This window comes from Pseudaeromonas pectinilytica (genome assembly GCF_054780855.1).
Genome location: NZ_BAAGVN010000362.1, coordinates 41,400 through 55,070, shown reverse-complemented (window position 1 = coordinate 55,070; position 13,671 = coordinate 41,400). Strand labels below are relative to the sequence as shown.

At 55.5% G+C, this 13,671-nt stretch carries 12 protein-coding genes; 6 read left to right on the top strand and 6 right to left on the bottom strand.

The genetic code is table 11. From position 1 onward, the window contains the following. The first annotated feature begins 120 nt into the window (after nucleotides 1-120). The 6 genes from ACYVG7_RS20890 (at nucleotide 121) to ACYVG7_RS20865 (ending at nucleotide 7,157) form a co-directional block, all read left to right on the top strand. Nucleotides 121-1,227, top strand: a complete 1,107-nt coding sequence (locus tag ACYVG7_RS20890; RefSeq protein ID WP_460885036.1) for a sugar ABC transporter substrate-binding protein — start codon at nucleotides 121-123, stop codon at nucleotides 1,225-1,227. Next, complete coding sequence (locus ACYVG7_RS20885) at nucleotides 1,224-3,296, top strand: GGDEF domain-containing protein (RefSeq protein ID WP_460885035.1); 2,073 nt, start codon at nucleotides 1,224-1,226, stop codon at nucleotides 3,294-3,296. Before ACYVG7_RS20890 ends, ACYVG7_RS20885 begins: the two co-directional genes overlap by 4 nt. A gap of 54 nt (nucleotides 3,297-3,350) precedes the next feature. Next, a complete protein-coding gene (gene adk / locus ACYVG7_RS20880; protein WP_460885034.1) occupies nucleotides 3,351-3,995 on the top strand; it encodes an adenylate kinase in 645 nt (214 codons plus the stop codon). 69 nt (nucleotides 3,996-4,064) lie between these two features. Further along, nucleotides 4,065-5,033, top strand: coding sequence for a ferrochelatase (hemH, locus tag ACYVG7_RS20875; RefSeq protein WP_460885033.1), 969 nt, complete (start codon nucleotides 4,065-4,067; stop codon nucleotides 5,031-5,033). 105 nt (nucleotides 5,034-5,138) lie between these two features. Beyond that, complete coding sequence (locus ACYVG7_RS20870) at nucleotides 5,139-6,443, top strand: inosine/guanosine kinase (RefSeq protein WP_460885032.1); 1,305 nt, start codon at nucleotides 5,139-5,141, stop codon at nucleotides 6,441-6,443. A gap of 90 nt (nucleotides 6,444-6,533) precedes the next feature. After that, on the top strand, nucleotides 6,534-7,157 hold the full coding sequence (locus tag ACYVG7_RS20865) for a MiaE family protein (protein ID WP_460885031.1): 624 nt from the start codon (nucleotides 6,534-6,536) through the stop codon (nucleotides 7,155-7,157). 47 nt (nucleotides 7,158-7,204) lie between these two features. On the opposite strand, the gene ACYVG7_RS20860 is transcribed toward ACYVG7_RS20865, so the two are convergent. Genes ACYVG7_RS20860 through pspF form a run of 6 tightly spaced genes read right to left on the bottom strand, consistent with a single transcriptional unit; the run spans nucleotide 7,205 to nucleotide 13,451 of the window. Further along, nucleotides 7,205-7,990, bottom strand: a complete 786-nt coding sequence (locus ACYVG7_RS20860) for a peptide ABC transporter ATP-binding protein (protein ID WP_460885030.1) — start codon at nucleotides 7,988-7,990, stop codon at nucleotides 7,205-7,207. Next, nucleotides 7,987-8,985, bottom strand: coding sequence for a peptide ABC transporter ATP-binding protein (locus tag ACYVG7_RS20855; protein WP_460885029.1), 999 nt, complete (start codon nucleotides 8,983-8,985; stop codon nucleotides 7,987-7,989). Before ACYVG7_RS20855 ends, ACYVG7_RS20860 begins: the two co-directional genes overlap by 4 nt. After that, on the bottom strand, nucleotides 8,985-9,878 hold the full coding sequence (locus ACYVG7_RS20850) for an ABC transporter permease subunit (protein WP_460885028.1): 894 nt from the start codon (nucleotides 9,876-9,878) through the stop codon (nucleotides 8,985-8,987). Before ACYVG7_RS20850 ends, ACYVG7_RS20855 begins: the two co-directional genes overlap by 1 nt. Further along, on the bottom strand, nucleotides 9,862-10,821 hold the full coding sequence (locus tag ACYVG7_RS20845) for an ABC transporter permease (RefSeq protein ID WP_460885027.1): 960 nt from the start codon (nucleotides 10,819-10,821) through the stop codon (nucleotides 9,862-9,864). Before ACYVG7_RS20845 ends, ACYVG7_RS20850 begins: the two co-directional genes overlap by 17 nt. A 3-nt stretch (nucleotides 10,822-10,824) precedes the next feature. Beyond that, nucleotides 10,825-12,453, bottom strand: coding sequence for an ABC transporter substrate-binding protein (locus tag ACYVG7_RS20840; RefSeq protein WP_460885026.1), 1,629 nt, complete (start codon nucleotides 12,451-12,453; stop codon nucleotides 10,825-10,827). Beyond that, on the bottom strand, nucleotides 12,450-13,451 hold the full coding sequence (pspF, locus tag ACYVG7_RS20835; RefSeq protein ID WP_460885025.1) for a phage shock protein operon transcriptional activator: 1,002 nt from the start codon (nucleotides 13,449-13,451) through the stop codon (nucleotides 12,450-12,452). The genes ACYVG7_RS20840 and pspF overlap by 4 nt, the downstream gene beginning before the upstream one ends. Nucleotides 13,452-13,671 lie beyond the last annotated feature (220 nt).

The following is a 13,671-nucleotide window of genomic DNA, read 5'->3' as shown; positions in this document are numbered from 1 at the left end:
TCTTGAGGGGGTTGTCCGTGTTTGCTGCTATCAGTCGGATTGTCACAACTTGTTCAACAAAACATTGCCATGTCCAATACGGATGAGACAATTGTCGAGAGTGCTACGCAAGGAGTCGTTATGCGTCTATTTTACCTGCTGCTTGCTATATCCATCGGCTGGTCTTCTTCCTCTGTCGCCGAAACGCTCACCTTATGGAATGGTCACAGTCTCGAACACCTGCAACCCGAGTTGGATCGCTTTGCCAAACAGAGTGGTCATCAGGTGGTGCAGCAGCACTTTCGTGCCGACCAGTTTCGCGACAAGGTGATGTCATCGGTCCTGCTGCCGGATCTCTATTTCATACCCAGTGATCAGATCAGTAATAAGCAGGAGTACCACCTTGGTGTTTGGCCTGAGGCGATAGCCGCCCAATTTGGTCTGCGTGAAGATGGCCGCTTGGAGGATAGTTGGTACGGTATTCCCATTAATATGGGCAACCAGCTGGTGCTGTATTATCGCAAAGACCAGGTCAAGCCTGCGCTCACGCTAGAAAGTATCCCCGATAAACAACTGGCTTGGCCCCGCGACCAGGCATTCTGGTTTATGACCTTTTTAACCGCCAACGGCGGCTGGCCACTCAACAACGGACAATTCTCGCTGAATACGCCGCAAATGGTAGCGGCATTGACGCAATATCAGCAAACCATGGACCGCTTTCCGGCCAGTCATTGTGAGTTGATGTGCAATGAGCAAGCGTTCATCAAGGGCGAGGTCACCTACCTGATGGACGGCGATTGGGCTTACCAGATGTTGCATGATGTGCTGGGTGACAAATTGGGTGTTGCCCTGCTGCCCACTCTGGGAGGCAAGCCGATGATCCCCTTGAGTAGTTCCTACGTACTGGCCATGCGAGCTGATATTTCCGCGGCTAAACAAAAAGCGGCGGTTGAACTGGTGCATTTTTTACTCTCGGATGCCAGCCAGCGTTCCTTGTATGAGCGCTCCAAGCTGTTTCCGGCGGTGGATCGGGTTGTGGAGCAACTGGCGGGTAACATGTCTGAGGATATGAAGACCCTGCATCGCCAACTGCAACTGAGCAAGCCGATGCCGAATGATCGAAAAATGTTGATAGTCTGGCTGGTGATGGGTAAGACGCTGAAGTTATTCCTGGCTGGTGAGTACGATGCTGCCGAGGCTGCCCAGAATATGCAGTCGTTGGCTGAGGAAGAGGGATCCCATCAATGATCCGACTGAGTCGGTTTCTGATCGTTTTGATGCTTTGCATGATCATAGTGCCCTTGCTGGTGCTCAGCGTGATCCACTATCAGGGTTTGAAGCAGTTTGCGACCCAGGCCTTGATGACCCAATTGGACAGCGAGGTGCATGTTACCCAAGAGAAGCTGGACAATGAATTACGAGCCATCACCAGTGGTTTACGCTTATTGACCGGGCACGAAACCATCATCAAGGGGGTTTCCAGCCTCTACTACAGCTCTCAGGTCCGGGAGCGATTCGAATCCTTTACCAACCGCTATAGCATGGTTTCTTCCTTGTATCTGCTGACGCGTGATGGCCGGGTTCGGGAGAACTTTGGTGGCAAGATCCGCCCGGTCGAGAGGAGCCGGGAGATCCTGGAGGTCGTGCATAATTTGGGACGAGCCTATGAATCCGGTGTGACGGGGGGCCGGGTGGTGGTGATCGAGTCTCCTGAGCTGGTCCCGGGGGCGGATCACCGTGCCTTGGTGTTCATATCCATCATCAATAGCGTCATTGTGCGCAATAGTGATTCGCTACAGGGTTATCTCATCGCGGTCGTGCCATTTAGCAATATGCTGGCGCAGGTCAGCTCCTCTGCTAACCAGCACAGTTCGGTCATTCAGCTCGGGGTGGCGTTGCCACCGGATGAAGCAGGACAGATCAGTCAGAGTCAGCGCTTGATCATTGGCGAAAAGGATTACTCTCCCAGCGTCAATCTGTATGTGAAGGTGAGCCGCTCGCCAGAAAGTATGAGCCAGGCGGTCACGGAAGCGATCCGTCCCTTCATCAGTTATCAGCTGGTGGTCATGTTGGTGATGATCGTGTTGTTCGTGCTGTTTTCCCGTCCTATCTTCCGTGCCTTCAATGTCTTGTATGGCATTATTCAGCGCATGGAGGCCGGACAACTGGTGCAGGGAACGACCTCGCGAATTTGGGAATTTGCCCACACCGAACGTCTACTGATCGATATGCAGGCCCGCATCCGCCAGCAGCTCACAACACTGGAGCATAACAACCGCGATCTGGCTCATCTGGCGGAAGAGAAGGATCGTTACCTGCATGAACTCAGTCAGTTGAATCATAGTCTGGAAGAAAAGGTTCAAGAGCGGACCAATAAGTTAGCGTTGATCCTGCAGCGCATCGAAATCAGCAATCGCATCTACAACCAGGTGATTCATTTACGTCAGGAGTTGAGCACCGAAAGCACGGATCAGTCCGTACTCAATGCCGTGATCAAACGGGTGCAGGCTTGTGAGCTGGGCGTTCCTTTTATGGTGGTACTGACAGTGCCGAATAGCCCGGTGATGTCGTACCGGCATCCGGATTTTGTCGGCGAACCTCTGCTGCCGGTGCAGGAGCCGAGCACCGATTATCACATCAATGATGGCATTTATAGCATGCCGTTACCGCCGCCATTTGGTGGTGGTTGGCTGTTGTTTCAGGCTCAAACCCTTCGCGAGGAGGAGCTCAAGGGCATGTTGTTGTTTGCCCGTGAACTCAGCAGCTTCCTGGAAAACCGGGCCTTGACGTCTCGCTTGGCCTTCTGGGCTCGAACCGATGGTCTGACCGGGCTGGGAAACCGCATAGCTTTCGATCAGAGCATGGCGGGTCTGGAAACCTCGCTGGATAAGGAGGCCGGGCTGTTCCTCATTGATGTCAATGGCCTCAAGGATCTCAATGATACCCGCGGCCATGAGGCCGGGGATGCCTTGCTGCGCACCGTGGCGAGTCGTTTGCTGAACTGTCTCAAGGATCTGCCTGGTTCGTTATTCCGGATTGGCGGTGATGAGTTTGTCATCCTGCTGGAAGGCGACGCCGTCGCCAGTCACGATGCATTACTCCGTCGTCTGCAGGAAGCCCAGTTCCAACCGGCCAGTTTGGCGGGGCGTGAACATGGCATCAGCTTCAGTGTCGGTTACGCGGATAGCAAGCATACCCCCTTCTCCTTGCTCTATAAGATGGCGGATAAAGCCATGTATCAACAGAAGCAAGCGTACTATGAGCGCAAGCGCTCGGGTCATGAGCAAACGCTTGAGCATTCAGGAGAAAGCGTGTAATTTTCGCCTCTCGAGATTTTTGACGTTAATTACATGGACCATAGGGGATACATAATGCGCATTATTCTGCTGGGCGCTCCAGGCGCTGGTAAGGGTACGCAAGCCCAGTTTTTGATGGATAAGTACGGCATTCCGCAGATTTCTACTGGCGACATGCTGCGAGCCGCTATCAAGGCGGGGACCCCTCTGGGTTTAAAAGCCAAGGAAGTGATGGATCAGGGACAACTGGTTTCTGATGACATCATCATTGGTCTGGTCAAGGAACGTATCGCTCAGGACGATTGCGCCAAGGGCTTCCTGCTGGACGGTTTCCCGCGCACTATCCCGCAAGCCGATGCCATGAAAGAGGCCGGTGTTGTGGTCGATTTTGTGCTGGAGTTTGATGTTCCGGACGAAGAGATCGTCAAGCGGATGAGTGGTCGTCGCGTGCATCCAGGCTCAGGTCGGGTGTATCACGTGGTGTTCAATCCGCCGAAAGAAGCCGGTAAGGATGATGTGACGGGCGAAGATCTGGTGATCCGCGCCGATGATGAAGAAACCACAGTGCGTAAGCGTCTGGATATCTATCATCAGCAGACCGAACCACTGGTCGGCTATTACAAGGCTGAGGCGGCTGCTGCCCGGACTCGTTACGAACGTCTGGATGGTACTCAGGCCGTTGACGTGGTTAGCCAGCAGTTGGCCAATCTGCTCGGCTAAGCGGTGATCGGATGACACCGGGCGCCCGTATCATTGGTACGGGCGCCCTTTGCATTTTAAGGAGACAAGATGCCACAACGCGGAGTCATTCTGGTTAATCTGGGGACACCTGCCAGCGCGACGGCGCAGGGTGTTCGCGATTTCTTGCGTGCCTTTCTCTCGGATCGCCGGGTGGTGGATGTGCCGCGTTGGTTGTGGTGGCCGCTATTGCATGGCGTGATACTGCCACTCCGCAGTCGACGGGTAGCCAAGGCCTATGCCCAGATCTGGCAACCAGGGGGCTCACCGCTGATGGTTATCTCGCGGCAACAGCAAGTGGCGGTGCAAGAAGCGGTGCAGGGGCTCGGGTATGGGGTGCCGGTCGAGTTGGCGATGAGCTATGGCGAACCGTCACTGGGCACCGCCTGGTCACGGCTCAAAGCTCAGGGCGCCGATGAGGTGTTGATCCTGCCGCTCTATCCCCAGTACTCATCGACGACTACGGCGCCGATCTTTGATGCCTGGGCGCGAGTGATGGCGACTGAACACCGAATCCCGACCACGCTGTTTCTGGATGACTATCATGATCATCCGCTCTATATTGCTGCCCTGAGCCAGAGTATTCGACAGCACTGGCAAGAGCATGGGCCGGGGTACTTGTTGTTCTCCTTTCATGGCATCCCCGAGCGCTATGCCGAGCGGGGCGATCCCTATCCCCAACAGTGCCGGACGACAGCAAGCCTGGTCGCCGAGCAGTTGGCTCTGGAGGATGGGGCGTGGGGTGTTTCCTTCCAGTCTCGTTTTGGCCGCGAACCCTGGGTGCAGCCCTATACCGATCAGACGCTGATCCAGCTAGCTCATTCCGGCCGACGGCAGCTGGATATTATCTGTCCGGCGTTTGCAGCCGATTGTCTGGAGACGCTGGAGGAGATTGCGGTCGAGGGTAAACAGAGCTTTTTACAGGCGGGTGGAGAGCGTTATCACTATATTCCGGCCCTGAATGCCGAGCCGGCTCATGTGCATTTATTGACCCAGCTCATCGCGCAAAGGTTTGCCTGATATACAAGGGGGCGAAAGCCCCGATTCCCCCCTATGCAAGGCTGGGGAATGTGCTAGGATCCGCGGCCTTTCGTCCTGGTCTGGCTGTTGCCCACAGCACTCATTATGAAATTTCCCGGTCAGCGCAAATCCAAACATTACTTCCCGGTCGGACGGCGAGATCCCTTGCTGTCGGCTGTCAATCCCCTGTCGGCGCGTAGCCCGGCATATATCGTCGGTATCGATCAAACTCTGGTGGATATCGAAGCCCATGTGGATAGCCAGTTTCTGCAACGCTATGGCCTGAGCAAGGGTCATTCGATGCTGGTCACCGATGCAACGGCCGAAGCCATGTACCACGAGCTGGTCTCGCGCCAACTCATTGAGAGCCAGTTTGCTGGCGGTACCATTGGCAATACCCTGCATAACTACTCGGTGCTGAGCGACTCGGCGTCGATTCTGTTCGGGGTCATGAGCCGAAATATCGAAGTCGGCGGCTATGCCTATCGCTACCTGTGCAATACCTCCTCCAAGGTCGATCTCAACTACTTGCAGCCGGTAGCAGGGCCCATTGGTCGCTGCTTTACCTTTATCTCCGAGGACGGGGATCGTAGCTTCGGTATCAATGCCGGCATGATGAATCGATTGACCCCGGAGCATATACCGGAAGCTCTGGTGGCAGGCGCCTCGGCCCTGGTCATCAGCGCCTATCTGGTGCGAGGCGAAGAGGGCGATACCATCAAAGCGGCGACGATGAAGGCCGTCGAGCTCGCGACCCAGCATGGTGTCCCGGTGGTGTTAACTCTGGGCACCCGCTTTGTGATTGATGCCGATCCTCAGTGGTGGCGTGACTTTATTCGCCAGTACGTCACTGTGGTGGCGATGAACGAAGATGAGGGCGAGGCGCTGACCGGTTTTTCGGATCCGCTGGCGGCGGCCAATCAGACCCTGGAGTGGGCCGATCTGGTGCTGTGTACCGCAGGTGCCCAAGGTCTCTATATGGCCGGTTACACGGAACAGGCGGCCAAGCGGGAAACTAGCCACCCCTTGTTACCGGGGGCGATCCCGGAGTTCAATCGCTACGAATTCAGCCGTCCCATGTTGCAGCAAGATTGTCAGCATCCATTGCGGGTTTTTGCCCATATAGCGCCCTACATGGGCGGGCCAGAAGCCATCAAAAATACCAATGGGGCAGGTGATGGGGCTCTGTCGGCGGTGTTACACGATATGGCGGCCAATCACTATCACCGTCAGGCGGCGCCCAACTCGGCCAAGCATCAGTTGCCGTTCTTAAGCTACTCCTCGTTTTCGCAACTTTGTAAATATGCCAATCGGGTCAGCTATGAAGTGCTGATGCAAAGCAGTCCCCGGCTGTCGCGGGGCTTACCGGAGCGGGAAGACAGTCTGGAAGAGGTCTACTGGGAGCGATAAATGCCCGGATGTGTGCATGTGACGACACTTTGCTAAACTGGAGCGCGCCCGTACGGGCGCGTTTTTTCATTGATTTTTCCGGAGTGGATTGTGTATTCCGAACTACTTGCCCCTATCCATGCTTTTCTTGCCTGTCCGACTCCCGATGCCTGGATTGACGAGGCCGTGCGGCAGCAGGAGATATTGCTGATTGATCATGCTAACTGCGAGAAGAAGGCTGCCGCCACGGCGATGAGCCTGATGCACCGCTATGTGGAGCGCTCCGAGCTCTTGATCATGGCTTCGCGATTGGCGAGGGAGGAGCTACACCACTTCGAGCAGGTGGTCGAGATCCTGCGAGAGAGGGGGATCGGCTACCGGGTGCTGAGCCCATCGGGTTATGCCGCGGCCCTGATCAAGGAGGTGCGGACCCATGAGCCTGCAGCACTGGTCGATAAGCTGATTATTGGTGCCCTGATTGAAGCGCGCTCCTGCGAGCGTTTTGCCAAATTGGCTCCGTATCTGGACGAGACGCTACGTCGCTTCTATTTATCGTTGCTGCGCTCGGAGTCTCGCCATTATGCCGATTATCTGGCGCTGGCCGAGCGTTATAGTGACGGCAATATCCAGCAACGGGTTGCCACTCTTGCTGAGAAAGAAGCCAGCTTGATCCTGGCTCAGGATCCGCAGTTCCGCTTTCATAGCGGTGTGCCGGTTTGCGCCATGGTGGAGTAGAGGTAGGTGCGTATTACCTGAATCCGCACCTGTAACAAGAACAGGTTTTAGCGCCGATACTCGTGACCATAACTCTGGATCAACCGCTTGGTCACTTCATGCTGCGGTGCGGCAAAGACCTGCTGAGTCTCGCCGCTTTCAACCAGCTTGCCTTGATGCATGACGATGACCTTGTCACTGATATGGCGCACCAGCCCGAGGTCATTGGCCACGATCACATAGGCAATCCCCAGCTCCTGCTGCAATTTCAGCAGCAGGTTGATGATCTGGGAGCGTACCGAAAGATCCAGCATTGAGAAGGTTTCATCGGCCACTATGATGCGCGGATTCATGATCAAGGCCCGGGCGAGAGCCACACGCTGTTTCTGGCCTGAGGAGATCATCTGCGGGTAGAAGAGCGCGTGCTCTGCCAGCAGACCGACCATGCGCAGGGTTTCCTGCACCTGATGGGCGCGCTCTTCCGGCGTCATGGCGGTATTCAGCATCAGCGGAGCTTCGAGGATCCGGCCGATACGCAATCTGGGATTCAAGGATGAATTCGGGTCTTGAAAGATCATCCGGATCTGCTTGCAACGCTGCTCATAATCATCGGGCGCTATCAGTTGTCCATCGACACGAATTTCTCCCTCGCTGGCGGCGACGACACCCGCCAGTATCTTGGCGAGCGTGCTCTTGCCGGATCCGGCTTCGCCGACCAGGGCCAGGGTTTCACCAGGCTCCAGAGTGAAACTGATCTGCTCGAGGGCGCGTACCGCCTCCTTGCGAAACAGCCCTCGGCGTTCAATGAAACTCTTGCCAATATTGGTCACGCGCAACAGCGGCTCGGCCTTCATTTTTTAGCTTCCTCCATATTGAGCGGGAAGTGGCAGCTGTACTGCTGATTTTTGAGTCGGGTGATGGGCGGAGTTTGGACACATAACTTCTGGGCATAGGGGCAGCGCGGACCCAGGCGGCAACCGATCGGCAGATGCTGCAACGGTGGTATGGCTCCAGGGAGGGCATTGAGCCGTGACTTATGGGGCAGTCGGCCACTGAAGTCGGGGATCGCATTCAACAAGGCGTTGGTATAGGGATGATGGGGAGTAGCCAGCAATTGCTCGCGGCTTCCGGTCTCGACCATCTGCCCGCAATACATGACGGTAATGGTCTCCGTCAGATTGGCGATGGTGGAAATATCGTTACTGATCAACAAAATGGTGGTGTTGTTGTTCTGGTTCATCCGATCCAGCAGCCGCAGCAATTGCGCCTGGGTGGTGGACTCCATGGCACTGATGGGCTCATCGGCAACCAGCAATCGAGGCTTGATGGCAATGGCCATGGCGATCATCACCTTCTGACACACCACTTCCGAGAGTTGGTGGGGGAAGGCGGCCATGACTTTCTTATGATCCTTGATGCCGACCCGGTGCAACAAGCCGATGGCGTGCTTCTTGCGCCAGAACAGGCGTTGCCACCAACGACCTTCAAATACCCGTCCCGGGATCACTTCGATGAGCTGGGCACCGATGGGCATGGAGGGATCGAGACAGGAGCGTGGCTCCTGAAAAATCATGGCAATATCACGGCCAATGACTTTACGTCGCTCGCGCGGGCTCAAACTCATCAGGTCGATGTCGTTGATCCGCATCCGATCTGCGGTGACACGCCAGTTTTCTTTCTTCATGCCCATGATCGCCTTGGCGACCAGACTCTTGCCAGAGCCCGATTCACCCACCAGACCTCGGATCTCCCCTTCATTGAGGGTCAGATTCACGCGGTCTACGGCCTTGACGCGACCTTGGGGGGTATCGATTTCGATGGTGAGGTTGCGAATATCGAGCAATGGCATCAATCAATACCCTTCTGTAACGCACTACGCAGTCCATCGCCGACCAGATTGGTGACCAGGACACTGAAGATGATGGCAAAGCCCGGCAGTGTCACGGTCCAGGCCCCGATATAGATGAGATCCATGCCGTCGGCCAACATGGTTCCCCATTCCGGAGACGGCGACTGGGCACCGATCCCCAAAAAGCAGACTGCGCTGATATCGAGAATGGCGGTGGACAATGCGCGAGTGGTTTGCGCCACTATGATGTCGACGATATTTGGCAAGATCGCCAGTCGCAGGATTCGCAACGGTGGTGAGCCATCCAGTCGGACCGCGACGATATACTCTTTTTGCAGCTCGTCATTCACAGCATTGTAGGTCGCACGGATAAACTGCGGTGTCAGGGTCAGGGTGACGGCCAGCGCCGCATTATCCAGGCCGGGTCCCAACACTGCGACCAGCACAATGGCCAGCAACAGTGATGGGATGGACAGCAAGGTATCGAGCATATGGTGCAGCACACTGGACTTTAGCCCTCGGCTCATACCCGCCAGCAGACCAACGGCACAACCGCACAGCATGGCAATCAAGGTCGCGACCACGGCACTGCCAAATGTGAGTCGGGCGCCGTAGATCAGCCGGGTCAGTAGATCCCGACCGAGATCATCAGTACCCAGGAAATGCACTATGGTACCGTGCGCGGCCCATGAAGGCGGCAATAACAAGGCATTGGGGTCTTGTTGGAGCGGATTGTAACTGACAAAGGACGGCCCGAAGATCACCACCAGCAGCAGACACGCCATGCCCCACAAGGCGGCCATGGCGACCGGATTCTCCTTATAGGCCAGCCACGTCTGGGTGACCGGTGACGGAATGCGGATTTCCGGATAGGTTTTAGCCTTGCTGGCCATAGGATTCCTTCCTCTTGGCAGGATAGAGCAGGGTGGAAAGCAGCTCGGTGGCAATATTCAGTACCACCAATACGCTGGAGATCAGCAACATACTGGCCTGGATGGCCACATAGTCGCGGCTCATGATGCTGTTAATCAGCCAGTGACCCAGACCTGGCCATTCAAAAACCTGCTCGATGACGATGGCCGAGGTGATGATGGCTCCAAATTGTAACGACAGTTGCGGCAAGATCGGTGGTAGGGCATTGCGCAAGCCGTGACGGGAGATAACCGCTAGCGGTGACCAGCCACGGCTGAAGGCGGCCTTGATATAGTTTTGTTTGAGCACTTCCAGCATAGAGCTGCGCACCAGACGTGTGACCTCGGTGATCGGTAACAGCGCCAGAGTCAAGGCGGGCAGGCACAGATGTTGTACCGCGCTCATAAAAGCAGGCCAGCGTTGGGGCCCCGCCATCAGCCAGGTGTCAATCAGCATGAAGCCGGTCACCGGTTTGATTTCGTATAACAGATTCAGTTGACCCGAGGAAGGCAACAGCTGGAAGTGCATCGCAAACGCCATGATCAGGAGCTGGGCCAGCCAGTAGACGGGGATGGAAGAGCCCAGCACGCTGAAGCCCATGATGCCGGTATCCAGCCAACGTCCCTGATTAAGCGCGGCAATGGTGCCTAATGGAATGCCGATCACCGTGGCGAGTAACACAGCCGCAAAGCAAAGCTCCAGAGTGGCAGGAAGATGCAACATGATGGTTTCGAGGATCGGCCGCCCCGATTGGCTGGACACGCCAAAGTCGCCGGAAAACAGGCGGCGCAGATAATCCAGATAGCCGCTCCACAGACTCTGTCCACCAGGACCGAGGCGATACTCCAGCCAATAGGCGAACAGGCTGAGGATCAGCAAGGTAAAGATCAACAAGTTGAGTCGTCTCAGGGTGTAGATCAGCATGTTTTATTCTCGATAGGCCCGCTTGAAGGAGATGCCCCCCATAGGGGTCAGTTCCAGATTATGCAGGTTCTTCCAACCGGCATAGAGATATTGTGAATGTGCCAGAGGGATCAGCGGAACGTCCTGATACACCATTTCCTGCATCTGCTGATAGGCTTCGATGCGTTGTGCCATCCGGGTGGTAGCAATCGCTTGTTCCATTAACCGATCAAACGCCGGCTCGCACCAGCGCGAATAGTTGGCACCTTTTTCTCCGGAGTCCTGACAACTGAGCAACGGTCGGAAGAAGCTGTCTGGATCGGCGGTATCGGCATTCCAACTCATGACGACGGCATCATGGCGCCCCTCCTGAAGCAGGATCTGCATCAGCGTGCCGCGGAGTTGGGCGACTTGTACCTCGATCCCCAACTTGGCCAGATCACTCTGGATCAGCTGGGCGGTTTTCTGCGCATTAGGGTTGTAGGTTTGATTCGCGGGTTGGACCCAAAGGGTCATCTCGAAACCAGCTTCGAGCCCGGCTTTTTTAAGCAAGGCTTTCGCGGCAATCGGGTCGTAACCGTACTCGCCAATATTCGGGTTGTGTGCCCAGGAGATGGGCGGTAATAGGGTATTGGCCCATTCACCGGTACCGAAATAGACAGCTTTGAGCAAATTATCGCGATTGATGCCCATGGCGATGGCCTGGCGCACTCGTAAATCGTCGAATGGTTTTTTCCGGACGTTCAGCGCTAAAAAAGCGGTATTGAGCGCGCTTTCCTCATCGAGTCGCAGGTGCGATTGTTTACGGATGAAATCCAGCTGGCTGGCGGCGGGAAACGCCATGACCTGGCACTCACCGGTCAGTAACTTGGCCAAACGCTTGGTCGGACGAGGGGTATAGTCAAATGCCAGTCGCTCCAATGCCGCAGGTTGATCCCAGTACAGCGGGTTGCGATGCAGGCGAATGAATTCATTGCTGCGAAATTCTTGCTGCATGAAGGGCCCGGTACCGACGGCTAGTTGATCCAGCTGCGCGGGTCGACCACTGAGAAGCAATTCCTGAGCATATTCAGCCGAGAGGATCACGGCATAATCGCTGGCTAGATTGGCGAGAAAGGAGGCATTGGGCGCGTTGAGTTCAAACTGGATCTGATGGTCGCCCAGTTTGCGGATATCCCGGATCTGCTGGCCAACGCCGGTGTTGTCAAAGAAGGGGTAATGACCGCCGGATATGTCGTGATAGGGATGGCTCGGTATCCGCATGCGGTTGAAGCTAAACAGCACATCTTCGGCTGTAAATCCACGGGTAGGGCTGAACCAGTCCACCCGATGGAATTGCACCCCTTTACGCAACGTAAAGGTGTAGGTCAACCCGTCACGACTAATGGTCCAACCCGTTGCCAGAGCCCCTTCCAGACGCTGGGTGGCGGGATTGACGGTGAGCAGTCGGTCATAGAGTTGATGGGAGAGTGAGGAGCCGAGCGTGCCTTGACCATACAGTTGCGGGTTCATGCTGGAGGGGGAGCTCTCGACACAGTAGACGGCACCGTTTTGTTGTTGTGCCTCATCCTGTTGGCACCCGACGAGCAGTAATCCCAGGCTGCAGAACAGCAGGACGCGTCCTGCGCGCCATATCTCCAAAGTGCTCATCATTCATTCATCTCATTAGCAACAGGCCTGGTATTGAGCCCATATTTGCGGAGTAATCCACGTAGCTGATCGTAACTTAAGCCAAGGGATTGTGCAGCTAATCTCTGGTTAAAGTGTTGTTGTCGCAATGTTTGTTGCAATAACTGTCGTTCGTAGTCGGCTAGGTGCTGTTTCCAGTTCAGCGGGGTTGTCGGTAACGACACTTCCTGCAGTTCCTCCGGCTCATGACGCCATGGCGAGGCAAATGGATCCAGAACCAGCGACGTCAGCGGAAGCTCGGGTTCAGCCTGTCGATACAGACTGCGTTCGATGGCATTGCGTAGCTCGCGCACGTTCCCCGGCCAGGAGTGGGCGAGCAGTTGCTGCTGAACCTCGGGACTAAATCCGGCAAAGGCAGGTAGCCCCAGCTCTTGGCTCAGGCGCTCGGCAAAGTGTCGCCCGAGCAACAAAATATCTTCACGGCGGGCGCGCAAGGGTGGCAGCGTGATGACATCAAAGGCCAGTCGATCGAGCAGGTCGGCACGGAATTGGCCATTACGACTCAAGGCGGGCAGGTTGGCATGGGTGGCGCAGACCAGCCGCACATCCACTTGCAAGGATTGTTGTCCGCCGACACGTTCGAACTCGCCATATTCGATGACGCGGAGCAGCTTCTCTTGCAAGCGGGGGCTCATGGTGGCGACTTCATCCAGAAATAGCGTGCCACCATCGGCGCGTTCAAAACGGCCGGGATGACGCTTTTGCGCTCCGGTGAAAGCGCCCGCCTCATGACCGAACAATTCGGTTTCCAGCAGGCTCTCATTGAGAGCCGCGCAATTAATGGAGATGAAGGGTTGCTGCCACCGGGAGGAGAGATAATGCAGTCGGTGGGCAAACAGCTCTTTGCCGGTACCGCGTTCACCAATCAGCAGCACAGGACGTGGGATCTGCGCCAATCGTGATACCTGCTCCAGGACCTCCACAAACGCATTGGATTCACCTAGCAACCGTTCCTCTTGCATCATTTCACCTGGTTAATTTCACCAACTATTGGTTTATTTAATCATGGTCGTTGCCACGCTAAAAGCCTATTTATATTTATTAAGATTATTAATCAATGAGTTATAAGTATCTTTGTGTCTGGCCTGATTATTGCTCTATTCGAAGTGGTAACTGTATCTGGCGAAATCAACACGCTACGCCTGGATACACTCGTGACACAGGATCTTGTAAGGAGACCAC

Excerpts from the sequence above, each read along its gene's own strand:
- ACYVG7_RS20890 (WP_460885036.1), top strand. The coding sequence starts at position 121 with ATGCGTCTATTTTACCTGCTGCTTGCTATATCCATCGGCTGGTCTTCT.
- ACYVG7_RS20885 (WP_460885035.1), top strand. The coding sequence starts at position 1,224 with ATGATCCGACTGAGTCGGTTTCTGATCGTTTTGATGCTTTGCATGATC.
- adk (WP_460885034.1), top strand. The coding sequence starts at position 3,351 with ATGCGCATTATTCTGCTGGGCGCTCCAGGCGCTGGTAAGGGTACGCAA.
- hemH (WP_460885033.1), top strand. The coding sequence starts at position 4,065 with ATGCCACAACGCGGAGTCATTCTGGTTAATCTGGGGACACCTGCCAGC.
- ACYVG7_RS20870 (WP_460885032.1), top strand. The coding sequence starts at position 5,139 with ATGAAATTTCCCGGTCAGCGCAAATCCAAACATTACTTCCCGGTCGGA.
- ACYVG7_RS20860 (WP_460885030.1), bottom strand. The coding sequence starts at position 7,990 with ATGAAGGCCGAGCCGCTGTTGCGCGTGACCAATATTGGCAAGAGTTTC.
- ACYVG7_RS20855 (WP_460885029.1), bottom strand. The coding sequence starts at position 8,985 with ATGCCATTGCTCGATATTCGCAACCTCACCATCGAAATCGATACCCCC.
- ACYVG7_RS20850 (WP_460885028.1), bottom strand. The coding sequence starts at position 9,878 with ATGGCCAGCAAGGCTAAAACCTATCCGGAAATCCGCATTCCGTCACCG.
- ACYVG7_RS20845 (WP_460885027.1), bottom strand. The coding sequence starts at position 10,821 with ATGCTGATCTACACCCTGAGACGACTCAACTTGTTGATCTTTACCTTG.
- ACYVG7_RS20840 (WP_460885026.1), bottom strand. The coding sequence starts at position 12,453 with ATGATGAGCACTTTGGAGATATGGCGCGCAGGACGCGTCCTGCTGTTC.
- pspF (WP_460885025.1), bottom strand. The coding sequence starts at position 13,451 with ATGCAAGAGGAACGGTTGCTAGGTGAATCCAATGCGTTTGTGGAGGTC.